We start from the raw sequence: 20,705 nt of genomic DNA, 5'->3' as shown, positions 1-20,705 counted from the left end.
CAGAGCGTACATGGCCGGCTGGATGCTGGTGGGGTGTCTGGCCGCCGCAATGGGGCGCGCCGCGGAATCATCCGCGTCGGCGCAGGTGGCATTGCCGACGGGCACGGTCGCGCTGGTGAACGACGTGCCGATCGTGCGCGGCGAGGTGGACGACGTGCTGGCCAAGACGCACTTGCCCGACAGTCCAGAAATGCGCGAGGTTGCCGTGCGCGGGCTCATCGGGCGCGAACTGGTTCGGCAGGCGGCGCTTGGCGAAGGCCTGGACCGTGCGCCGACGGTCGCGGGGTTGACGGGAACGACGCGCGTGAACGCCGAGAACCGGCTGTACCTGGAGCGCCATCTGCAGGTGCCAGCCGTCACGGATGCACAGGTCAAGTCGGCCTACGACGCGATGGTCGCGGAGCAAGGCCCGCGCGAGTATCAGACGCGGATCATCGCGGTGCGGGATGCGGCGAGCGCCGCCGGTGTGCTCGAGAAGCTGAAAGCCGGGGTCGCGTTTGACGAGGTGGCGCGCGAGACCAGCATGGATAGCACGCGCGAGGCTGGCGGAGCGTTGCCCTGGGTGAGCTTTAAGACGCCGCCCGCCGAGGGGAAAACGATGGGGGTGGCGCTGCCGATCGCGCAGGAAATCGCTCGCCTGCAGCCAGGCCAGGTGAGCTCGACGCCGATCGCAGTGGCAGGGCAGTTCGTGATCGTCAAGCTCGAAGCAAGCCGACCGACGCAGACACCGAGCTACGACGTGGCGGCGCCCGGCGTGCGGAAGTTCCTCGAAGCCCGGGGCCGCAATGCAGCCTTCGAGCGGCTCGTGGCGGGACTCGCCGAGCACGCCCGGATCGTCCGGTGATTAAGGAGGCGGGGTGAGGTCGTTTGATAGCACCGACCGCTTTGTGGCCAACGTGTTTGGTGCAGGCGCGATGACGTGCGCGATGACGATGATGGTGGGTCTGTTGGAGATGGTGTGGCCGACGATGAACCGTATCTCGGGATGGCAGCGACTTGCGCTTACGACGGTGGTGACCGTTGCGTTCGTGACACTCGTGTATGCGATGGCGACCGGGTTGGCATACCGAACTCGGAAGCGCTCGTGGCTGCACCGTGATAGCGGGGCGCGACGGGCTGCCCGGCAGGGGCGCGTGGTGGGCATCGTGGCGGGTTTGTTGATGGGCAACGCCTTTGTGCTGTGGTGGGGCTCGCCGTTGCCATGAGCATGAGGCGCAAGGAAGAGCGCAAAGGAGGGGCACTGTGACGGATTACACGGACAGGTTCGTGGGTAATACGTTGATCGGTATCGCACTGACCATCGCGATTGTGGTCGTCGGCATGGGATTGCTCGACGACTTGGCGGGGCACTGGATTGCGCGGGCGTGGACGCAATTTGGCGTGACGTTCGTGGTGGCCGGTGGGTTGCTTTTTACTCAACCTCTTGTGAGCAGGCGGCTGCACCGTCATGAGGTGCTGAGTTCCCCTGTCGACGCGGCGGTGTGGCTCGGGCGATCGGTGGGCTGGCTGGTTGGCGCGCTGATGGGCGCGGTGCTCGCCTCGCAATTCAATTAATCAGCAAAACGATGGGGCACAGCATGGTAACAACGCACGAAACGATCGAGAGTCTCACGCAGGTCGAAGACTTGTTGGAGACGGGCGATTTGCTCGGCGCGCAACGCGCGCTGAACCACTACCGTCCGAGGAACGACGACGCCCAGGCGTATACGCTGATGAGTCAGTTGCTGCGCCTGCGCGGGCGAGCCGATCAGGCACGCGCACTGCTTGACGTCTACTGCGTGCACTATCCGTCCACCCGCGCGATGGAGATCGAGCGGGCGCGGGTGGCGTTGAGCCTGGGTGACCTAAAGGCGGCCGACGAGGCTTTTGCGCACGCCTCGGTCGAGGATGCGTTCGACGAGGACTGGGTGCAGGAATGGATCGAGGTGTCGTCGCAGCTTGGCCATCACGCGAATGCGATCCGACTTGCGTTGATGCGCTGTCAGCACAAGCCCGGCGAGGCGACGCGCTGGTTCGCGCTAGGGCTCGTCTATCAGCGCGCGCGCATGCATCAGCAAGCCATGGATGCCTACGCAGAGGTCGCACAGCGCGACCCGCACGCGCCGATGCTGCACAACAATATCGGCGCGGCGCACCTCGAGCTGAAGGCATACGCGAGCGCCCAGCACGAACTGGGGCTCGCGCTGCGCTTGGACCCGGGCAATGCGCTAGCCTGGACCAACCTGGCGACCGCCGCGCTTAAACAGGGGAAACTCGACGATGCGCTGGTCGCGGTCGAGCGCGCCTGTGCGCTCGCGCCAAACTATCCGACCGCGCTGCAAACATATTCGTACGTGCTCAAGGAGTGCCAGCAGTGGCAGGCAGCGCTGCACGTCGCGCAGCGTGCGCTCTCGCTCGAGCCGAGCAACGCGTCGATGATGTGGTCGGTCGCGATGCTTGAGCTACTGCTGGGCGACTATAGCAACGGCTGGTTGCACCACGAGGCGCGATGGGCCGGCTCGCCCGAGTTGCGCGACGTCGCGCCGAACCTTCCCATGCCGCGCTGGCAGGGTGAGCCGCTCGCGGGCAAGACGCTGTTCGTGTGGGGCGAGCAGGGCCACGGAGATGTGTTCCAGTTCGTGCGCTTCGTTCCGGCGTTGGCTGAGCGGGTCGAGCGCGAGGGTGGCTCGCTCATCTACTCCGGCTTCCAGCACTTGCAGACATTGCTGGCTCGCAGTTTGCACGGGGTGGTGGACACCGTGGTGCCACACGATCAGGCCGAGCTGCCGCGGGCGGACTTCCATCTGCCGCTGGCGAGCATCCCATTCATGCAGGGGATCACGCCCGAGCAGTTGCCCGTTCGAACCAATTACCTCCGCGCGAATCCCGCCAAGCTCGACGCATGGCGCCGCCGGCTGCAGAAGGCGAGCTCGGCCTTGAAGGTTGGGCTGGTGTGGAGTGGCAGCCGCAGCCACCAGCGCAATGCGCTGCGCTCAGTGCCGCCGCAAGCGCTCGCCCAGGTATTCGCAAGCGCCCAGGCGATCGAGTGGTTCAGCCTTCAGCTCGACGCTGCCGAGGACGTAGCGGCGCTTCGCGCGGGCGGCATGACGCTCGTCGACGTATCCGAGGAATTGCACAGCTTCGACGACACGGCCGCGATCATTGCCAATCTTGACCTCGTGATCACGGTGTGCACATCGGTGGCCCACCTGGCTGCCGCCATGGGGCGACCGACCTGGGTGCTGCTCGACGTCAATCCGCATTGGGTGTGGATGACCGAGCGCCGCGACAGCCCCTGGTATCCGAGCGTCACGCTGTATCGGCAGGCGGACTACGGCGACTGGACACCAGTGCTCGAGCAGGTGGTCAAGGATCTGAGTGCGCTGGCGGTGAAACGCGGCCCGGTGCCGGATTACTCGCCGAAACGTACATCGAAAGGCAATTCGAATGACGCATCGACGACGCGTCGCGCGAGGGAGTCGACATGACCCACGGCCGGTCCTGGCGCGCCGCTCTCGCCGGCGCGCTTGCCGCGCTGCTGCTCTCCGGATGTGGTCTGTTCGGATGCGCAGGGATGGCGACCAACGGCGGTGGCGCTGGAGGATGCCATGTCGGCACGCGATTCTAGAGCAAGGTGCAATATCCGCCACATCGCGCGCGCCTGGTGCGATCGCATGGTGAGGGCCGCACGGCGTTTGTCGACGTCGCGCCAGCTCGGACTGGGCGTACTACTCGGTTTCGCGCTGGGGCTGATCGCCATGCTGGTGATCGTGCTGCAGAGCGCCGAACCGCCGGTGCCGCGCGTGGTCGCATCGCCGCGCGGCGCGGCCGTGCGATGGCGGTAGTCGCAGGCGGGTCAATGCGATGTTCAAGCGAAAGGAGAACAGCATGCGCTGGATGAAACAAGGGGTGGCCATGGGCCTTGCGTGGGCGATCGCGGGGGTGCTGGCGGGCTGCAACACGCTCGATGCGGAAGCCCCCGCATTGCCGGCCGACGCCAAAGTGGTCCTCGCGCGGGTGGTGCGGCGCGTCGATTTTGCGCAACAGGGCAGCGGCACCACGGCCGAAGTCGGGGGCGGCTACCTCGGTGGATCCGGTATCAGCAGCGGTGGCTTTTTGGGAGCGGGACTCGGTTTCGATCTGTCGCGCCTGTTCGAGCGCGGAGGCTCAGCACCCGTCTATCACTACGAGGTGCGGCTATCCGACGGCACCCTGCGTCAGCTCGACACTACCAGCAAGGTCGCCCCCGGTCGGTGTGTCGATGTGATCGACTCAGCGCAACCGGGCTATCCGCGTCTGCGCGGCTCGACCGACGACTGTGGGCCGTGACGCGCGACCCGCCGGGCCTGTTCAACCTGATCTTTTTATTGACTCGATGGGACGTATCGACCATGTCGGACCCGACTGCCGAAGTGTTTTCTAGAATCTATCGCGAGCAAGCATGGCACTCGAGCGAGAGTGTTTCGGGATGGGGGTCCGAACTGCGTAACACCGAGCGCATCATCCGAGAGCTGCCTGGCTTGCTGCAGCGTCTGGGCATACGTTCCATCCTCGACGTACCGTGCGGTGACTTCAACTGGATGCGCCACGTCGATCTGGATGATATCAGGTACATCGGCGCGGACATCGTCGAGGAAACTGTGCGCGCCAATCAGGCAGCTTATGCATCGGCGCGGCGTAGCTTCGTGTGCTTGGACCTATTGAAGGATCGACTGCCGGATGTTGACCTGATCCTGTGCCGTGACTGCCTGTTCCACTTCTCGCCCGCGGATGTGTTCCGGGCGCTGCATAACCTGTGCCGCACGAACGCGCAGTATGTCCTCACGACGACCTTCACGTATCGCTCGTATCCGCGTAACGGCGATATTCAGACGGGCGGTTGGACGCCGATCAATCTGGAGATGGCGCCGTATGACCTGCCGCCGCTGCGCGCATTGCTGATCGAAGGCAGCCATGAATCGATCACTTATCCGGAGTTCGGAACGATTGCGCAGTACGACCGGTGTCTGGGGTTGTGGGAGATCGCGGACCTGCGTGCGCGGTTGCGAACGCTTCCGCCCGGTTCGCCTGGCACCGAATGACAGAGTTTTATGCGGCACGAGCGACCGCGTTTTTGCTTGACCACGACTCAGGAAAAGCTGATGAAGGGGTGTTTATCTCGATGATGAGCATCGTCATCGTCGGTGCCGTGACCGCGCAGGCCTCGTATGCGAACCTGCGCCATCACGCCAAGCATCAGGCCGTGCACTATCGCGTGCACACGGCCAGGTAATAGCCAGGATCTGATTCAGCCCGCCGTATCGACGCTCGCGCGACACCGCACACGCCGGCGTGTGGGGCGACGGGCGATCAAAGGAGCTGACATGGATAGCGATGCGATGAAGGAACTTCTGGCCAGGCGTGCGCGCCTGGACGCGAAGATAGCCAGGCACCGGTCGACGAGACGTCTGGACGTGCTACGCCAGATTGTCCGGTTGATCCGTGAGTACGACATCAGCCCGAGCGATATTGATTTGCTCGAGGAAGACGAAGCCTTCGGAGGGCGACCGGTGCGGAAGGCTGAACCGCGCTATCGCGATCCAAAGACGGGCCTGACGTGGTCGGGGCGGGGCAGGCCGCCGCGATGGATCGCAGGACGGGATCCGGAGGATTTTCGGATCGCTCAGGCTGACGCGCCCGCGAATGTCGACTGAGCGTGTTCTAACCAGGAGGGTCCACGATGCCAAACGACATGCTTTACGCATTGCAAGTGTTGATTGCTCAACCCATCGAGCAACAGGTACCGGCTTATCTGGAAGAACCAGTCTTCGCGGTTCGGGCCGGCGTCGAATCAGTCTTGCCGAACCTGCTGGGTATTACAGCCCACCATGGCCTGCAAGGTGACGGACACGAAGCACTCATGCGCGTGTTGAGGAGGTCCTCGACGGACCCTGACCTGTTGTCGCAAGGCACGCACGAACTGTTCTCTGTCGGCGATGCCCCTCGTCGGCTGGTGGGGCTGGGTCAGATCCAGCTGGACACGCTGCTCGGCGAGCGGCTCGCGTGTTTCCACGACACGCTGGCCGAGCGCTCGGGCTTGACGGCGCAAGGCGCCGCGACGCTTACGGCGATGGTCGCGCCGTTCATGTTCGCGATGATCAAGCGCGATGCAACGCGTGACAAGGCGTTGATGAGCGCAAATGTCGAACACGTGCTCACGGGAGTCAAGGAAACCCTGTTTGAGCGGCTCTCGCTTCGGTACTGGAGCGCGCTTGGGCTGGGATCGTTCAAGACACATGATGCAAGAGCCTGTGCCACGTAAGCGCCAACGGCGCTCGTCTTGCTTGCACATGACGTCCGTCGCGATGCGCCGACGCTACGCACATGGTGGCTGGGGTCCGTGCTGGTGTTGCGGTTCGCGATGCCGGTGATCGGCTATTGCACCGGGCCTGTAACGGACGCGAATCGTCAGGTTCAGGTACCGACGCAGTTCTGGGTGGCGAGCATGGAGGAGATCGCAGGTCCGAGTGACGGCGTCGCCCCAGGCGAGGCATTGAAGCAGCATTTGTTAGTGGTATTGATCCAACTCAACAGCGGGAGGAAATCATGAGAACAACGATGGGAATTGCGGTAATGAGCGCGGCCGTGCTGCTGGTCGGCTGCGCCAGCGAACCGGCGTTGAACCGCGACCAGGAGGTCGCGGCGAATCAGGCGGTGGGCATCACCGTCGAGCCCTCGGCGAAGGGGGTCCTGGTGCGGCTGCCCGAGACGGTCCTGTTCGACTTCGACAAATCCAACTTGCGCGCCGATGCCGGGCCGGTCGTGGACCGGTCGGTCGTGCTGCTCAGCCGCAGCGACAGGCCGATCGAGGTGAATGGCTATACCGACAACGTCGGCACGCGCGAATACAACCAGCACTTGTCCGAGGCACGGGCCGAGATGGTTGCCGACGCGCTGATCCAACGGGGTATCGCAGCCTCGCGCGTTACGACGCACGGGTTTGCGTTTGACAACCCGGTCGTGACCAACGACACGGCGCAGGGGCGTGCGCTGAACCGGCGCACGGAGATCGTGCTTCCGGGCGAACACCTGGAGAACATCATGGGGCCGCAGAAATAGCGCTCCCACCACGTCGCCGCATGTACTCGCATCGCCGGGCGCGCGGTGCCGAGCAGGCTGTTCATTCAAGTACCCTTTGTGAAGGAGTGTGCATCATGCCTCTGTTCAAACGTCTCGGTGCTGAGCTGCTCGGCACCTTTTGGCTCGTGCTCGGCGGGTGCGGCAGTGCAGTGCTGGCCGCCGCGTTTCCGGATCTCGGCATCGGTTTTGTGGGAGTATCGCTTGCCTTCGGTTTGACGGTGCTGACCATGGCGTTTTCGATCGGTCACGTGTCAGGCTGTCACCTGAACCCGGCGGTGACACTTGGATTGACCGTGGCGCGGCGTTTCCCGGCGCGAGAAGTCGTGCCGTACGTCGTCTCGCAATTGGTCGGGGCGTTTCTGGCTGCCTGTTTCCTCGTGGCGGTGGCCTCCGGCAAACCGGGTTTCGATCCGATCGCCAGCGGCCTTGCCACCAACGGTTTCGGCGATCATTCGCCGGGCCATTACTCGATGATGGCGGCGTTCCTCACCGAGATGGCCATGACCTTCTTTTTCCTATTCGTCATTCTCGGGGCTACCGACAAGCGCGCACCGGACGGATTCGCTCCGATCGCGATCGGCTTGTGCCTGACCTTGATCCATCTAATCTCGATTCCGGTGACCAATACCTCGGTGAACCCGGCGCGTTCGACAGGTCCCGCGCTGCTGGTAGGGGGGGAGGCGCTTGCCCAGCTGTGGCTGTTCTGGGTGGCCCCTCTGATCGGTGCGGTCGCCGCGGGGATTGGCTATTCCTTAATCGCCGACGAGTGATCGACGTCTGAACTTCGTCTGCCCGGCACGCTGGGCGGACTAACAGGAACAACTCATGTCTCGCTATACGCAACTCAAGGCGCAACTGGCCAAGCTGCAGGCGCAGGCCGACGAAGTGCGCCGTCAGGAAATTGCCGAAATCGTCGTGTCGATCAGGTAGACGATGGCCGAATACGGCATCACGCCGGAAGACCTCGGCTACCACGCGCGCCCGGCGCACACGCCACGCAAATCCCTTTCGGCACCGCACTATCGCGACCCCACCACCGGGCGAACGTGGAGCGGCCGGGGGCGACCGCCGAAGTGGATGGCGATCAAGAACCCCGCGGCTCTACGGAGCGTAGGCCGCCTGAAACCCGCATTGTCATGAATTTTGTTCCCTCCATACGGGTTGCCCGTGATGCGTTATGTGCGACGTGGCTCGTCGCGACGAGTGTAGTGCCCCTAGCGGCGAGTGCCCGCCCCCCTGTTAGCGAGATGACGCACTATACGACGCGGGCAAACGATACGCTGTACGGCATTGCCCAGCGCTACTTGCAGAGCCCGCAAGACTGGCGGCGGCTGGCTCGCGTGAATCATGTGTCTGCAACCCGGCGCTTGCGTACCGGTGTCGAGCTGAAAGTACCGGTCGCGCGATTGCGGCGCGAATCGCTATCGGCACGCGTGCTTGCTGTTCAGGGGGCGGCCGAACGCGTCGCCGGCGGACTTGTTGTGCCGCTTGTTGTCGGTATGTCGTTGAACGAGGGCGACCGGGTCCGCACGGCAGACACTGGTTTCGTAACGCTCGAATTGCCGGACGGCACATTGGTGAGCATGTTGTCCGATAGTGATTTGCGCCTCACGACCCTGCGGCGTACGTGCCTGACGAACACGATTGAGCGCGCGTTTAGCTTGGAACGCGGTTCGCTCGATAGTGAAGTGAAGCATCTGAAGCACCGCGACGACCGCTTCGAGATTCACGCGCCTTCGGTGACGGCCGGCGTGCGGGGCACACAGTTCAGAACGCATGCCGATGCAGGTGATGCTGCAACTCGCATCGAGGTGCTGGACGGAGCAGTGACGGTCGCGTCCGATCCGGACAGTCAGCCCACACTGGTACCTGCTCACTACGGTTTGATTGCGGGTGCGGCGGGTGAGATTGGGGAGGCCGTCGAACTGTTGCCTGCGCCGTCGCTTATTAAGCCGGAGCGGGTACAGGACGAGCCGGACGTGACGTTCGATCTCGCGCCGCTCGCGGGCGCGCGTCAGTATCACGTGCAACTCGCGCGTGATGCCGGGGCGTTGGACCTGTTCAGGCAGACGCGTACTGAAACTTCGCGCGCGACGTTTGGCGAGGTGCCGGACGGGACGTACTTTGTACGTATTACCGCCCTGGATGCGAACGGTCTAGAAGGCGAGCCGCGCATCTACGCGTTCGAGCGTAGGCAGATGGGGCTGGCCGCGAGCGCGACGCCCCAGGCCAAAGGCTATGTGTTCCGCTGGACACCGACCGGCGCGGACACGCATACCCGATATCGCTTTGTGTTGTCGTCATCGCCAGACTTGCATGCCCCCATTATCGACGAAGAAGGATTGTCGGGACGAGAGATCATGGTTTCGAATCTCACCGCAGGCGACTATTACTGGGCCGTCGAGATGGAGGTCTTCGAGGCGGGCCGCTTCTACGACAAGATGAGCCCGATTCGTGCCCTGACACTGCCTCGATGAGTCAAGTCCATCGGAGCGCCGTTGGTACCGGCCAGGGGCGACAGTCCCCAACCGACTCCTATGCGTATCAACGATTACTCACCCCAATCAAGCCGGAGTTCACTCGACATGTTGCGTAAGCGTAAGGTCCGCACGAAACAAATGCTGCTGCCCCTGCCGGCAGCATTGATCCAGGACATCTCGTTAGAGAATCACTTGGTACTGACGACCCTGCGCACCGGGCATGGCACGGCGCAGACTTTGGTCGCGCTGCTGCTCGTTATTTATACGACATTCTATCTTCTCGACAAGGATCGCTCTGAGGCAGACGTCAATCTGTTCCTGAAGGTCGAGGCAGCGCTCGATGCGTGCATCCAGCAGGCAACGGACGGCCTCCCGTGGCAGTTGCAGGCAGAGCAATGGCCGCCGATCGAGCGGGTGTTGCTGCGTTTCGATGAAGTCTTGGCGAGCGTGCCGCAATATCGCTATGAGGATGCGTGCGAGCGGCTGCATCGGTTCGTGGCACTGCCGAACCAATCTCCGCTGCCAGGCAGTCGGATAGTGAATGTGTGGAGCTGACGTTCCGTTTTCAACAAGCGAGGGCGCGCACGACGTGTATGCCGTGTCGGCAATCATTTGAGCCCGATGTGCAGTGCCCGGAATGTCGATCGATACGCCGTCGATCACCAGCGGGTCCGGCCTCGTCTGGGTTTGCAGCGTATGCTGCTGATGGCGCGAGATCCAGCGACGCAACTGGTTCGGATTAACGTCATGGTCCATGGCCGCCCGGGCGATCGATACCCCCGGCCTCAGGCAAAACTCGACCAGCTCCCGCACGGCATCTTCATCAAATTCCCGCCGGCCATCCCGTCTGCGGCCAACCACCAGTCTGCTTCGAAGGTCCTGTTTCTCTGTCATCACGGTCTGAGTGCATGTGTCCACGCGGACACTTAGCATCTGACTCGCGTCACGATCGGCTCGCGTCACCCCCTCAGGCCGCGCGCAAACTCACACGCCGTTGCATAGATGCGTATGGCGCCATGGTGATGCGCGATGCGAACATCGACGTTCGATGCGACATGCCGGCGTCTTCTCGCAGAGCGACGGTGCTCATCCTAGCAGTTCGGCTTCAGCTCCCAACATCTCTATCCTTCTGGGCCGGCATCGACGCCGGCGAATCTCCTATCGTGTAAAAGATATTGATCTATATTGAAGAAAGAGACGATACATTGAGTTCTTATAATCCGGAAAATTGAATCGAGAGTACTGGTTAAATGTCCATTTTTGTCTTGCTATTCAATTACGGAAATCGAATTGCGTGTGTTTTCCAAACGTTTGGCGGCGATATCCGCACTGGATCTAACACTTGTTAACACTTGAATCGGAGAATGCTATTAATATTGCATCCACTCCAGCGGCAACGGGTTGACCCAGATTGAGCCCGGTTAATTTTTTGGCATTGGGATGTGAATTAATTCGATGCCGCCATTCATCTTGCATATTGTGAATTTATTCGGCTCGCATTTTCCCGTGTGGCCAGTCGCGCCCGCCTATGCTGGCTAGATTGAATTGGCATTGGATGTCGCCACATCACGATAATGACGAGAAAATCGCATGCATGAACGGGTAGATTGCGTGCACTCGAAATACAGGAAATCGCACGTAGAAATGCATTCTATCTAATAACGATCAGTCGCGCTCTCGGGCAGGCAATCTCTTAACGGTATCGATGGCAGAAGATAGGGGTGCGTGTAATCCGCGGTTTCATTGCTTACTCACATCGATTAAATTCTCTCTAATTTTTGTTAAGAGATTGTGTGAGTGTTCGAGATGCATTAATAAAAGTCCCTGTCGGGTGATCTGGACGTGATGCCACGCGCCAGCCAAGATAAATAAATCGGTCGAGCTTGATTAAAATCTCGTCATGAATTTGTATTTAGGTTAACTAATTATCTTGAAGTATATCTATATTTCTAAAGGAACCGTATGAAGAGGAAGCAAATCTCGACGCTTGTAACGGCAATGTTCGCGGGCGTAGGCATCCTGGGTGCTGGCATTGCGCATGCAACCGGTAGCGCGAATTTCGTAGACCGAGGCAATCCGGACAACGCCCTCACCGGACAGTGTATTGACGGCACCAATCCGCTTTGTGTTGCGACGAAGAACGGTTCGAATGTCGCCACAAGTACTGCAAGCTACACGGCCGGGAACAATGCGCAAGCCGGTCTTGCTGGCATTGCGATCGGCGACCGAGCTAACGCGAACAGTAAAGACACGAGCGGTAGTGGTGGCGGTGCAACCGCGATCGGGACCGGCGCGCAGGCCGTCGCCAATTCAGCGACTGCGATTGGGACTGTCGCACTCGCGCAAGGTAATACCTCACTTGCGATCGGTCGCCAATCGGCTGCTATTGGCGATTATTCGATGGCGCTCGGCAACGTTGCTGATGCGCACGGAACCAGCTCGATTGCGCTTGGCCACTCGGCCCTGGCACAAGGCGACCGCTCGGTCGCGATCGGTGGTGCAAATCCGACCACAAGCGATGGTGTTTCGGCAGGCGCATCCTACGACGCTGCAACGCAGACACGTGCCGCAGGCACCCAATCGGTCGCGATTGGTGCGGGCGCCCAGACGAATGGTGACAATCAGATCGCCATCGGATCCGGAAGCGTCGGCGTAGCGAACAATACCAGCAAGCCGGTGTTTGGCGGAACGGCTGCACCGGTCGGCGGTGCTGTCTCGTTCGGCTCGCTCGGCAATGAACGCCAGCTGAAGAATGTCGCGGCTGGCGTTGACGCGACGGACGCTGTCAACATTTCTCAGCTGAAGTCGGTCAACGATGGGTTGACCACGAGCATCAATGCGGTCGATGCTCGTGTGACGACGCTGAATACGACGATTGGCGGTCAAATCACGAACATCAACGCTTCGCTGTCGACTGCCACCAGTAACATTACCAACCTGCAAGCTGCCGATAAGCAGAACGTGAAATACACGGACAGCACGCATAGCGCGATATCACTGGACGGTAGCGGCGGCACGACGATCAGAAACGTGAAGGCTGGTGTTGCTAGCACGGACGCCACAAACGTCGGGCAGTTAAATGCGGGTCTGTCGACCGTGCAGGGCAACGTCAATACGCAAATTTCCAATCTCGGTAGCTCGCTGAGTACGTCGATCATCAACGCAACGAAAGACGCGGTTCTGTATGACAGCAGCAAGCACGACAGTGTGACGTTCGGCGGCACCGGCGCAACATCGCCGGTCGCTCTACACAACGTGGCCGCCGGCACAGCGGATGCCGATGCCGTCAACGTTAAGCAGTTGAATAGCAGCATCGGGACGGCCGTCGCGCCGATCAACCAGAACATTACGAACATTCAGACGTCGCTGAGCACCACCAACCAGACGGTTGCGAACCTAAGCACGAGCGTCACGAACATCAACACGTCGTTGAGCACAGCCACGTCGGATATTACGCAGTTGCAGCAGGCCGATACCCGCAACGTGAAATATGACGGGCAGTCGGGTTTCGACACGGTGACGCTGCAAGGAAGCAACGGCACGACGATTAAGAATGTGGCGGACGGCAAGGACGCGCACGATGCGGTGAACGTCGGTCAACTGAGCGGTGGTCTGTCGTCGCTGAGCACCAGCGTAACGAACAGTGTCAACACGCAGATCGGCAATCTCAGCACGACGGTCAGTAATCAGATCAGTTCGGCCACGAAGAATGCCGTGCAGTACGACAATGATGCGCATACGAGCGTGACGCTCGGGGGCCCGGGCGCAAGCGGTCCGGTCAACCTGCACAACATCGCAGACGGCGTGGGAAATAACGATGCCGTCAACGTCGGGCAATTGAGTGGCGCGATTTCACCGATCCAGTCGTCCTTGTCCTCCGCTGTCTCGAACATCACGAATCTGCAAGGGAATGTCACAGACCTGAGCACGGCGCTCGGTACGACCAACCAGAGCGTCACGAACCTCAGTACGAGCCTCGCCGGTACGCAGACCGATGTGTCGAACCTGCAAGCTGCCGACAAACGAAATGTCAAATACGATGGACCGCAAGGCTTCGATTCCGTCACGCTCGCGGGTCCGAACGGCACGAGGGTGACAAACGTCAAGGCGGGTGAGCTGTCCGCGGCGAGCACGGACGCCGTCAACGGCTCGCAACTGTATGCGACAAATCAGACTGTCGCGAAACAGGGCGACGCCATCACGAAAATCGGCGGCCAAGTGACGCAGACCGCAACCGACATCAGGAACATCGGTGGCCAGGTCACGCAGAACACGACCAACATTGGTGCGCTGCAACAGGACGCGCTGCAGTGGTCGGCATCCGCTGGTGCATACGATGCCTCGCATGGCAGCGGTTCGGCGCAAAAGATCACCAACGTTGCTGCTGGCGATATATCGACAACGAGCACCGATGCGATCAACGGCGCGCAATTGAAGCATGTGCAAGACGAGCTAAATACGCAAATCGGTGGTGCAACGAAGAACGCTGTCGTGTACGACACAGATGCAAACGGCAATCGCCTCAATTCGGTGACACTCTCGGGTGGTGCCGCTGGCCCGGTGGCAATCAAGAACGTTGCGTCTGGTTCGCTGAATACGACGAGCACTGATGCGGTTAACGGCTCGCAGCTGTTCGCGACCAATCAGAATGTTGCGACGCAGACAGCCCGTGTCGATAATTTGACGTCGAACGTGTCGACGCTGTCGAGCAATTTGACGACGACGAACGCGAATGTTGTCAACCTTCAGGAAGCCGACAAGCTGAATGTCAAGTACGACGGCAGCGATAAGAGCGTCGTTACGCTCGGGGGGGCTGCACATGCTCCCGTGAAGGTCTCGAATGTCGCAGATGGCGTCGCGAGCAGCGATGCAGTCAACGTCGGCCAGTTGTCGAAAGCAACCGGAAGCCTGCAGCAGCAGATCGGCGCGCAAGGTGACACGATCACGTCGATCGATCAACGCGTAACGACAAACACCACCGATATCGCATCACTCAAGCAGGACGCGCTGCAGTTTGATCCGAGCACCGGCGCTTACAATGCGGCGCACGGCGGTTCGACGACGAAGATTGTCAATGTCGCGGACGGCAATGTCGCGGCGGGCAGCAAAGACGCGGTCAACGGTGGTCAACTATTCGGCGTGAAGTCCGATCTCGAGCAGCAGATCACGAACGTGTCGAACCAGGCCGGCGAGGCGGTGAAGAATGTCGTGAAATATGACGTGGACGCAAACGGTACCCGTCTGAACTCCGTGTCGCTCGTCGGCGGCGATGCTACGTCGCCGGTGGTCCTAAAAAACGTGGCAGCGGGCGTCGATGATACTGACGCAGTGAACGTGAAGCAGCTCAAGAGCGTCCAATCGAACATTAACCAACTCGGTGCGATGGCGGTTACATACGACGACGGCTCCAAGAGCATCATTACGCTCGGGGGCGGTTCTGGAGGTACGAAGATCACGAACGTGCAGGCTGGCACGCTCAGCGCTTCCAGTACGGACGCGGTGAACGGTTCGCAACTCTACTCGACGAATCAGCAAGTCACGAAGAATACGACCGACATCACAAACCTGCAGCAAGATGTGTCCAATGTCGCGAACGGCAAGGCGGGTTTGGTCCAGCAGCAGGATCCGAACGGTCAAATCACGGTCGGTGCCGGATCCGGTGGCACATCGGTGAATTTTTCCGGCACCGCAGGCGATCGCGTGCTGACCGGTGTTGCAGCGGGCACTAACAACAACGATGCGGTCAACGTTGGCCAGCTCAATACCGCTCTCAAGATTGTGGAGACCGATCAACGAATCAAAGCGCAAGCAACCGATGCCAATACGAGCTGGATCTCGCGGGCGGATGCCGGATCATTCGGTTCCACTGCAACCGCAAGCGGCAAGAACGCTGTCGCAGTTGGCCAAGGATCGGTGGCCGATCGCGACAACTCGTTCTCGGTCGGTGCGAAGGGAAGCGAGCGTCAGGTCACGAACGTGGCGGCCGGTACGGCGCCGACGGATGCGGTGAACGTGCAGCAGTTGAACGACAACATCGCATCGGCATCTGCTGCATCGCGCGGCTACACCGATCAGCGTATCGGACAGGTGTACAACTCGTTCAACGATCTCAAAAAGGATATGTACGGTGGGGTTGCGTCGGCGATGGCGGTTGCTGGGTTGCCGCAACCGACCGCCCCGGGTCGCTCGATGGTATCGGCCGCGACGGCGAACTACCACGGTCAGCAAGGTTTCGCGGCAGGCTATTCGTACGTGACGCAAAATGAGAAGTGGGTCGTCAAGGCGTCGGTGACCGGCAACAATCGTTCCGACTTCGGTGCAGTGGTCGGCGCGGGGTACCAGTTCTGACGTAGGCCGTCCGGATATCGCCGGACTTCAAAGGTAGATAGCGTGCGGGGGCAGTGGATCGAATGGCATCCGCTGCCCCCGTCCCTGTTTGTAAGCAATCTGTTGATATCCACGCAGAACTGACCCACCTAAGGCAGTAATTTCATCGAATTTTGACCCACGTGATTGAATGCCCTGCTCAATCTTTGAGCAGGGGATACAGAGGTGATCACGGTAGGCATATTGGCCAAGATCAGGCGGATGTATTTCCGCGAGAAGGTAAGCGACTCAGCCTGGCCGTTTCCCTGTTCACGCGCGCGTGGGGCACGATGGTGATGGCGTGGTGGAGTCCGTGTAGATCACGGGAGATCGTGTCCGCGTTCGGCGATCGTGGACACGATCCATCCAAATCTATCCAGATCTACCCGGTCGATGGTGTGGGCGGGGTGGCCGGCTTCAGCTTGTCGGCCACATTCCAGGGCAGCAATTCGTCGATGCGGGAGATCTTGTGATCAGCGATGTGGGTCAGGACGTATTCCAGATAGGCACGCGGGTTGATGCCGTTCAGCTTGCACGTCCCGATCAAGCTATACATCGCAGCGGCCCGCTCGCCCCCGCTGTCGGAGCCGACGAACAGATAGTTTTTGCGTCCGAGCGCGACACAGCGCAAGGCGTTTTCCGCGAGCACGTTGCTGATCTCGGCCCGACCGTCCTCGCAGTAGAACACCAGCGCCGCCCAATGATTCAGCGAGTAGTTGATCGCCTTGGCGAGCGCGGACTTCGTCGACAGCGTCGCGAGTTTCGCTCGGATCGTCGCTTCGAACTTCGCGAGCAACGGCTTGCTCTTTTCCTGTCTCACGCGCAGACGCTCGTCAGGTTGCTGGCCACGGATGTCGGCTTCGATACTGTAGAGCTCGCCGATCATCTCAAGCAGCTGCTGGGTATCCGGGGTCGGCGTGCGCGCGTGAACATCGTAGACGTACCGCCTCGCGTGATCCCAGCATGCCGCTTCGTGGATCTCGCCGCTCGCAAACAGTTGATCGAAGCCGGCGTAAGCATCGGCCTGCAGGATACCGTGGAATGCAGCGAGCCGGGTTTGTGGGTGAACGCCTTTACGGTCCGAGGAGAAGTCGAACCATACCGCAGCTGGGTCGGTCGAGCCGGAGCGGCGATCGTCTCGCACGTACACCCAGAAGCGACCGGTCACTGTCTTGCCGTTGCCGGGCGCGAGCACCGCAACCGGCGTGTCGTCGACATGGACCTTTCCGGGAACCAGCGCGTAGCGCTGGATCGCTTCAACGAGCGGCACGCAGAGCTCGGCAATCTGCCCGAGCCAGCGGCCCATGCTGCCGCGATCCAGCGTCACGCCGTCGCGTGCCGCGATCTCCGATTGGCGATACAGCGGCTGATGATCGGCGAACTTCGATACCGCAATATCGGCCAGCAAGCTCGGATGCGCGATGCCATGCTCGATCGGCAGGCTGGGCATCGCGGGCTGTTCGATGTGGCCGCAATCAGGGCAACACAGCTTGTGGCGGATCGTGCGGATCACCTTGAACGCGGCCGCCACGCGGGCGAGTTGATCGGATACATCCTCGCCGAGCCACTGCATCGTCGTCGCGCACTTTGGGCAGGCCGGATCCGGCTTGAGTTCGATTTCATCACGGGGCAAGTGCGGTGGCAGTGGCTCTCGCGTGGGCGCCCGACCGGGTGGTGCCGTCGACGTCTTGTCTCGGTGCCCTCGCGTCTCTGCTGCACCCTGGCCGGCCGTCAGGTCTTCCAGTTGCGCCTCGAGCTTATCGATCTGCCGAGCCAGTTTCTCGGACTTGCTACCGAAGTACATCCGCCTGAGCTTGTCGATCTGCGCCTTCAGGCGTTCGATCTCGTCGTCGCGTGCGGCGATCTCCCGCACCATGTTTGCGATCGAGGCTTGCTGTTCAAGCAGCGACGCCTGCTGCGCGAGCACCAGGGCCTGGAGCTCAGCGACGGTGGCAGGAAGCGGCGCATCTTTGGACATGCATCGCAGTTTACGAGCCTTCTATGCGGTTTACAACATCGACAGCGCGGCTGTGCGGCGTGGCTGCCGCCAATCGATGCCCTCAAGCAGCATCGACAACTGGGCGCTCGTCAGATGGATCTTTCCGCCATCAGCCTGAGGCCAGATAAAACGGCCTCGCTCCAATCGTTTTGCGAGCAACCAGAGCCCGTCGTCGGTCGCCCAAAGCAGTTTCACGAGATCGCCGCGACGGCCGCGGAAGATGAACACGTGCCCACCCAGCGGATTCTCTTCGAGCGCCGTCTGCACCTTCGCGGCCAGCCCCTGGAACCCGCAACGCATGTCGGTCACGCCGGCCGCCAGCCAGATACGCGTACCTGCCGGCAGCGCGATCACTTCAGGCATTCCTGCAGGAACGCTTCGGTGCGCTCGGCAGACAGACCGCGAATCTTCACGCGCCGCTTGCCGATCTCCACCTCGATCTCGCATACGGGCGTCGACATCGGTACGCTGCTCGTCGCTCCCGATGCTACCGTCGGCTCCGGCGCTCGCAGCACCAATGCAGTGTCGATCACGTCGACGCTCAGCAGTTCCGTGCTTGGCACGCTCGGCGCAACATCCAGTGCAGGGACGACCAGCTTGCCTTCACGATATTGCTTGCGCCAACCGAATACCACGTTGGCGTTGATGTCGTGTCGACGCGCAACAATCGACACCGACATACCCGGCTCCAACGTCTCCCTGATCACCTGCTGCTTGAATTCTTGCGCGTACGTGCGATGGGGATGGGCACGGTTCCCTGCGTTCGACATGGCTGACTGGCTCCGTCAATCTAAACGCGCCCATCATGCGTTGGAAAAATCAGCATCGGGAGACGGTCCGGCCGAGCCGCTTACGCGAGAAGGCCCCGCTGCGCGAGATTGCCAGGCGCACGGGCCTGTCCCGGAACACGGTGCGCAGCTGGCTTCGGCAAACGGATGCCGTTGAGCCGAAGTGCCCGAAGCGCGTCAGCCCGAGCGTCGTCAACGAGTGGGCCGCGCAACTGACGGGCTGGCTGCGGGCAGACAGTCATCGCCCGAAGCGTGACCGGCGCAGGGCCCGGTTCATGTTCGAGGCCATTCGCCGCGTTCGGCGGCGTGCCGCGCCGCGGCATCTACGACAACATGAAGACCGCCGTGGACAAGGTCGGCCGCGGCAAGGAGCGCGCGGTCAACGCCCGCTTCGAGGCAATGTGCGGCCATTACCTGTTCGAGCCGGAATTCTGCAACCGTGCCGCCGGCTGGGAGAAGGGCATCGTTGAGAAGAACGTGCAGGACCGGCGCCGCCAGATCTGGCACGAGGCTGCGCTACGACGCTGGGAAACGCTGGAGCTTCTGAACGAATGGGTCGCGGGCCAGTGTCGTCAGGCCTGGCAGATGCGGCACCCGCAGTGGCCCGAGCTGACGGTCGAGGACGCGCTGCAGGACGAGCGCACCAGGCTGATGCCCAATCCACGCCCGTTCGACGGCTATGTCGAGCAGACCCTGCGGGTGTCGTCGACCAGCCTCATCCACTTCCAGCGCAACCGCTACAGGGGTCCCCTTGATTTTCGTGCGCTTTACCGGTGTAGGTCGGTCTAGCTGCGACAAGGGTTAGCGCTCCGCCACCAAAACAATAATCAATCAAATCAAGCGCTTACTGACTGATCTTTGGGGTAATCGTCCTCAGCATAGTAGCCGCGTGTCACGGCGTTGCTCGCGCCTCACCCCCACGAATAAAGGCGACTCATGCGCTGCCTCACTGTCCTGACCAACCGGAAATTGATGCAAATCGTCAAGGTCCTCGACGGCTAGCTCAAGCCCGTTTCCGCGTGCCGAAACGATAAAAGCCTGTTAGGCACAGTTCCCGGTTATGCCCAGCTCGCGACGGCTTGAGTTCTGCAGTGACCATGGAGTGCCGGTCAAAGCCGGCCGGCACCAGAAACGTCTTCGCATAATCAGTGCAAGCTTCCCTGATCGGCCATTCCGGTCGACGGGAGAGGTTCATGAACAACACACCGTCTCCGACTCCGTCCGTACCCCGGTCACGAGGTAACGGCGAGCGTTTGGCGCAGGCAGAACTGCCCGATGAACTGAACAGCTGGGTCGGCGAATTCGATCGCCATCTCTCGCAGGTCGTGGGGCTTGCAGCCGCGTCCCGCCGCCAATACCGATTCTTTGTCCGGCGATTCCTAGCGCAGTACTGCCCGGCAACCGCCGGTGACCCGTGGGTGCCGCGCGCGGAATGGCTCACCACCTTTGTTCGCCAAGAGGCTGCACGCCTTCACGGACACTCGCGTAAGAAGCCAGGAGCTGCACTGCGAGCCTGGCTCCGGTATTTGGTGTTCTGCGGCATGGCGGGCCGTGAGCTCGAAGCCGCGATTCCCTCGATGCCCCAGTGGAAGTACGCCTCTCTGCCGGTTCGTCTCACCGCAGAGGAGACCGAGCGCGTGCTTGGAGCAGCGCTTGACGGCAGCGCCCACGAGTTGCGCAATCGGGCGATGTTGCTGGTCCTGGCGAGAATGGGTGTACGGGCCTGCGAACTCACACATTTGATGCTCGACGATATCGACTGGATCGAGGGCTGCGTGCGCATTCGTCCTGGAAAATCTCACCGCGAACGGCGACTGCCGTTGCCTTACGAAGCCGGCGAAGCATTGTGTACCTATCTTCAACACGAACGCCCCGCCAGTGCTTGCAGAGCAGTTTTCCTGAGTACGAGGGAACCCGTCTTGAGTTGGGGTAAAGCTCTTGGGAGTATCGTGTCCACCTAACGAATAAGCGGAC

General features: G+C 61.3%; 20 protein-coding genes and 3 pseudogenes. 19 read left to right on the top strand and 4 right to left on the bottom strand.

Going from position 1 to position 20,705, the window contains the following annotated elements; all coding sequences use genetic code 11:
• Window positions 1–10: 10 nt before the first annotated feature.
• The 16 genes and pseudogenes from AK36_RS28010 to AK36_RS27945 all read left to right on the top strand — a co-directional run bounded on the left by AK36_RS28010 (window position 11) and on the right by AK36_RS27945 (window position 10,133).
• The gene (locus AK36_RS28010; protein WP_052691590.1) at window positions 11–844 is read left to right on the top strand and encodes a peptidyl-prolyl cis-trans isomerase; all 834 of its coding nucleotides are present in this window, start codon (window positions 11–13) and stop codon (window positions 842–844) included.
• 13 nt (window positions 845–857) lie between these two features.
• On the top strand, window positions 858–1,205 hold the full coding sequence (locus AK36_RS28005; protein WP_045579737.1) for a hypothetical protein: 348 nt from the start codon (window positions 858–860) through the stop codon (window positions 1,203–1,205).
• A 37-nt stretch (window positions 1,206–1,242) separates the two neighbouring features.
• On the top strand, window positions 1,243–1,554 hold the full coding sequence (locus tag AK36_RS28000) for a hypothetical protein (RefSeq protein WP_059669413.1): 312 nt from the start codon (window positions 1,243–1,245) through the stop codon (window positions 1,552–1,554).
• A gap of 23 nt (window positions 1,555–1,577) precedes the next feature.
• A complete protein-coding gene (locus tag AK36_RS27995) occupies window positions 1,578–3,467 on the top strand; it encodes a tetratricopeptide repeat protein (protein WP_069246623.1) in 1,890 nt (629 codons plus the stop codon).
• A 120-nt stretch (window positions 3,468–3,587) separates the two neighbouring features.
• The gene (locus tag AK36_RS33515; RefSeq protein ID WP_144410690.1) at window positions 3,588–3,824 is read left to right on the top strand and encodes a hypothetical protein; all 237 of its coding nucleotides are present in this window, start codon (window positions 3,588–3,590) and stop codon (window positions 3,822–3,824) included.
• Between the two features lie 43 nt (window positions 3,825–3,867).
• The gene (locus tag AK36_RS27990; RefSeq protein ID WP_045579969.1) at window positions 3,868–4,308 is read left to right on the top strand and encodes a hypothetical protein; all 441 of its coding nucleotides are present in this window, start codon (window positions 3,868–3,870) and stop codon (window positions 4,306–4,308) included.
• A complete protein-coding gene (locus tag AK36_RS27985) occupies window positions 4,305–5,060 on the top strand; it encodes a class I SAM-dependent methyltransferase (RefSeq protein ID WP_144410689.1) in 756 nt (251 codons plus the stop codon). Before AK36_RS27990 ends, AK36_RS27985 begins: the two co-directional genes overlap by 4 nt.
• Window positions 5,057–5,251: a hypothetical protein gene (locus AK36_RS33510; protein ID WP_144410688.1), complete on the top strand. Its 195-nt coding sequence runs from the start codon at window positions 5,057–5,059 to the stop codon at window positions 5,249–5,251. The genes AK36_RS27985 and AK36_RS33510 overlap by 4 nt, the downstream gene beginning before the upstream one ends.
• A gap of 91 nt (window positions 5,252–5,342) precedes the next feature.
• Window positions 5,343–5,672 (top strand): H-NS histone family protein, encoded by a 330-nt coding sequence (locus AK36_RS27980; RefSeq protein ID WP_045579735.1) that lies wholly within the window; start codon window positions 5,343–5,345, stop codon window positions 5,670–5,672.
• A 26-nt stretch (window positions 5,673–5,698) separates the two neighbouring features.
• Entirely contained in the window at window positions 5,699–6,280 is a 582-nt protein-coding gene (locus tag AK36_RS27975; protein ID WP_045579734.1) for a DUF937 domain-containing protein, read from the top strand.
• Window positions 6,281–6,298: 18 nt separating this feature from the next.
• A complete protein-coding gene (locus AK36_RS27970; protein WP_144410687.1) occupies window positions 6,299–6,568 on the top strand; it encodes a hypothetical protein in 270 nt (89 codons plus the stop codon).
• Window positions 6,565–7,077, top strand: a complete 513-nt coding sequence (locus AK36_RS27965; protein WP_045579732.1) for an OmpA family protein — start codon at window positions 6,565–6,567, stop codon at window positions 7,075–7,077. The genes AK36_RS27970 and AK36_RS27965 overlap by 4 nt, the downstream gene beginning before the upstream one ends.
• Before the next feature lie 95 nt (window positions 7,078–7,172).
• Entirely contained in the window at window positions 7,173–7,868 is a 696-nt protein-coding gene (gene aqpZ, locus AK36_RS27960) for an aquaporin Z (protein ID WP_045579731.1), read from the top strand.
• A 55-nt stretch (window positions 7,869–7,923) separates the two neighbouring features.
• A pseudogene (locus AK36_RS27955) lies at window positions 7,924–8,238 on the top strand (H-NS histone family protein).
• Window positions 8,235–9,575 carry a FecR domain-containing protein gene (locus AK36_RS27950; RefSeq protein ID WP_045579730.1) on the top strand — a complete coding sequence of 447 codons (1,341 nt, stop codon included), beginning with the start codon at window positions 8,235–8,237 and terminating at the stop codon, window positions 9,573–9,575. Before AK36_RS27955 ends, AK36_RS27950 begins: the two are co-directional and overlap by 4 nt.
• 141 nt (window positions 9,576–9,716) lie before the next feature.
• Window positions 9,717–10,133, top strand: a complete 417-nt coding sequence (locus tag AK36_RS27945) for a hypothetical protein (protein ID WP_224383417.1) — start codon at window positions 9,717–9,719, stop codon at window positions 10,131–10,133.
• Between the two features lie 177 nt (window positions 10,134–10,310).
• On the opposite strand, the pseudogene AK36_RS34495 reads toward AK36_RS27945, so the two are convergent.
• Window positions 10,311–10,472, bottom strand: a pseudogene (locus AK36_RS34495) (transposase); the annotation flags it as partial.
• A gap of 1,068 nt (window positions 10,473–11,540) precedes the next feature.
• Between AK36_RS34495 and AK36_RS27940 the strand changes: the two are divergent.
• Entirely contained in the window at window positions 11,541–15,926 is a 4,386-nt protein-coding gene (locus tag AK36_RS27940) for a YadA-like family protein (protein ID WP_045579728.1), read from the top strand.
• A 400-nt stretch (window positions 15,927–16,326) separates the two neighbouring features.
• On the opposite strand, the gene tnpC is transcribed toward AK36_RS27940, so the two are convergent.
• The 3 genes from tnpC to AK36_RS34780 all read right to left on the bottom strand — a co-directional run bounded on the left by tnpC (window position 16,327) and on the right by AK36_RS34780 (window position 18,713).
• On the bottom strand, window positions 16,327–17,820 hold the full coding sequence (tnpC, locus tag AK36_RS27935; RefSeq protein ID WP_404842671.1) for an IS66 family transposase: 1,494 nt from the start codon (window positions 17,818–17,820) through the stop codon (window positions 16,327–16,329).
• 132 nt (window positions 17,821–17,952) lie between these two features.
• Window positions 17,953–18,306, bottom strand: coding sequence for an IS66 family insertion sequence element accessory protein TnpB (gene tnpB, locus AK36_RS27930; protein WP_249180016.1), 354 nt, complete (start codon window positions 18,304–18,306; stop codon window positions 17,953–17,955).
• Entirely contained in the window at window positions 18,294–18,713 is a 420-nt protein-coding gene (locus AK36_RS34780) for a transposase (RefSeq protein ID WP_045579726.1), read from the bottom strand. The genes tnpB and AK36_RS34780 overlap by 13 nt, the downstream gene beginning before the upstream one ends.
• 35 nt (window positions 18,714–18,748) lie before the next feature.
• On the opposite strand from AK36_RS34780, the pseudogene AK36_RS32185 reads away from it, so the two are divergent.
• A pseudogene (locus tag AK36_RS32185) lies at window positions 18,749–19,490 on the top strand (IS21 family transposase); the annotation flags it as partial.
• 434 nt (window positions 19,491–19,924) lie between these two features.
• Window positions 19,925–20,692: a tyrosine-type recombinase/integrase gene (locus AK36_RS32180; RefSeq protein ID WP_080938780.1), complete on the top strand. Its 768-nt coding sequence runs from the start codon at window positions 19,925–19,927 to the stop codon at window positions 20,690–20,692.
• The last annotated feature ends 13 nt before the right edge of the window (window positions 20,693–20,705 follow it).

The organism is Burkholderia vietnamiensis LMG 10929 (assembly GCF_000959445.1).
Taxonomy (GTDB): domain Bacteria; phylum Pseudomonadota; class Gammaproteobacteria; order Burkholderiales; family Burkholderiaceae; genus Burkholderia; species Burkholderia vietnamiensis.
The sequence above is the reverse complement of the archived record's forward strand: the minus strand, read 5'-3'. Positions and strand labels throughout refer to the sequence as shown.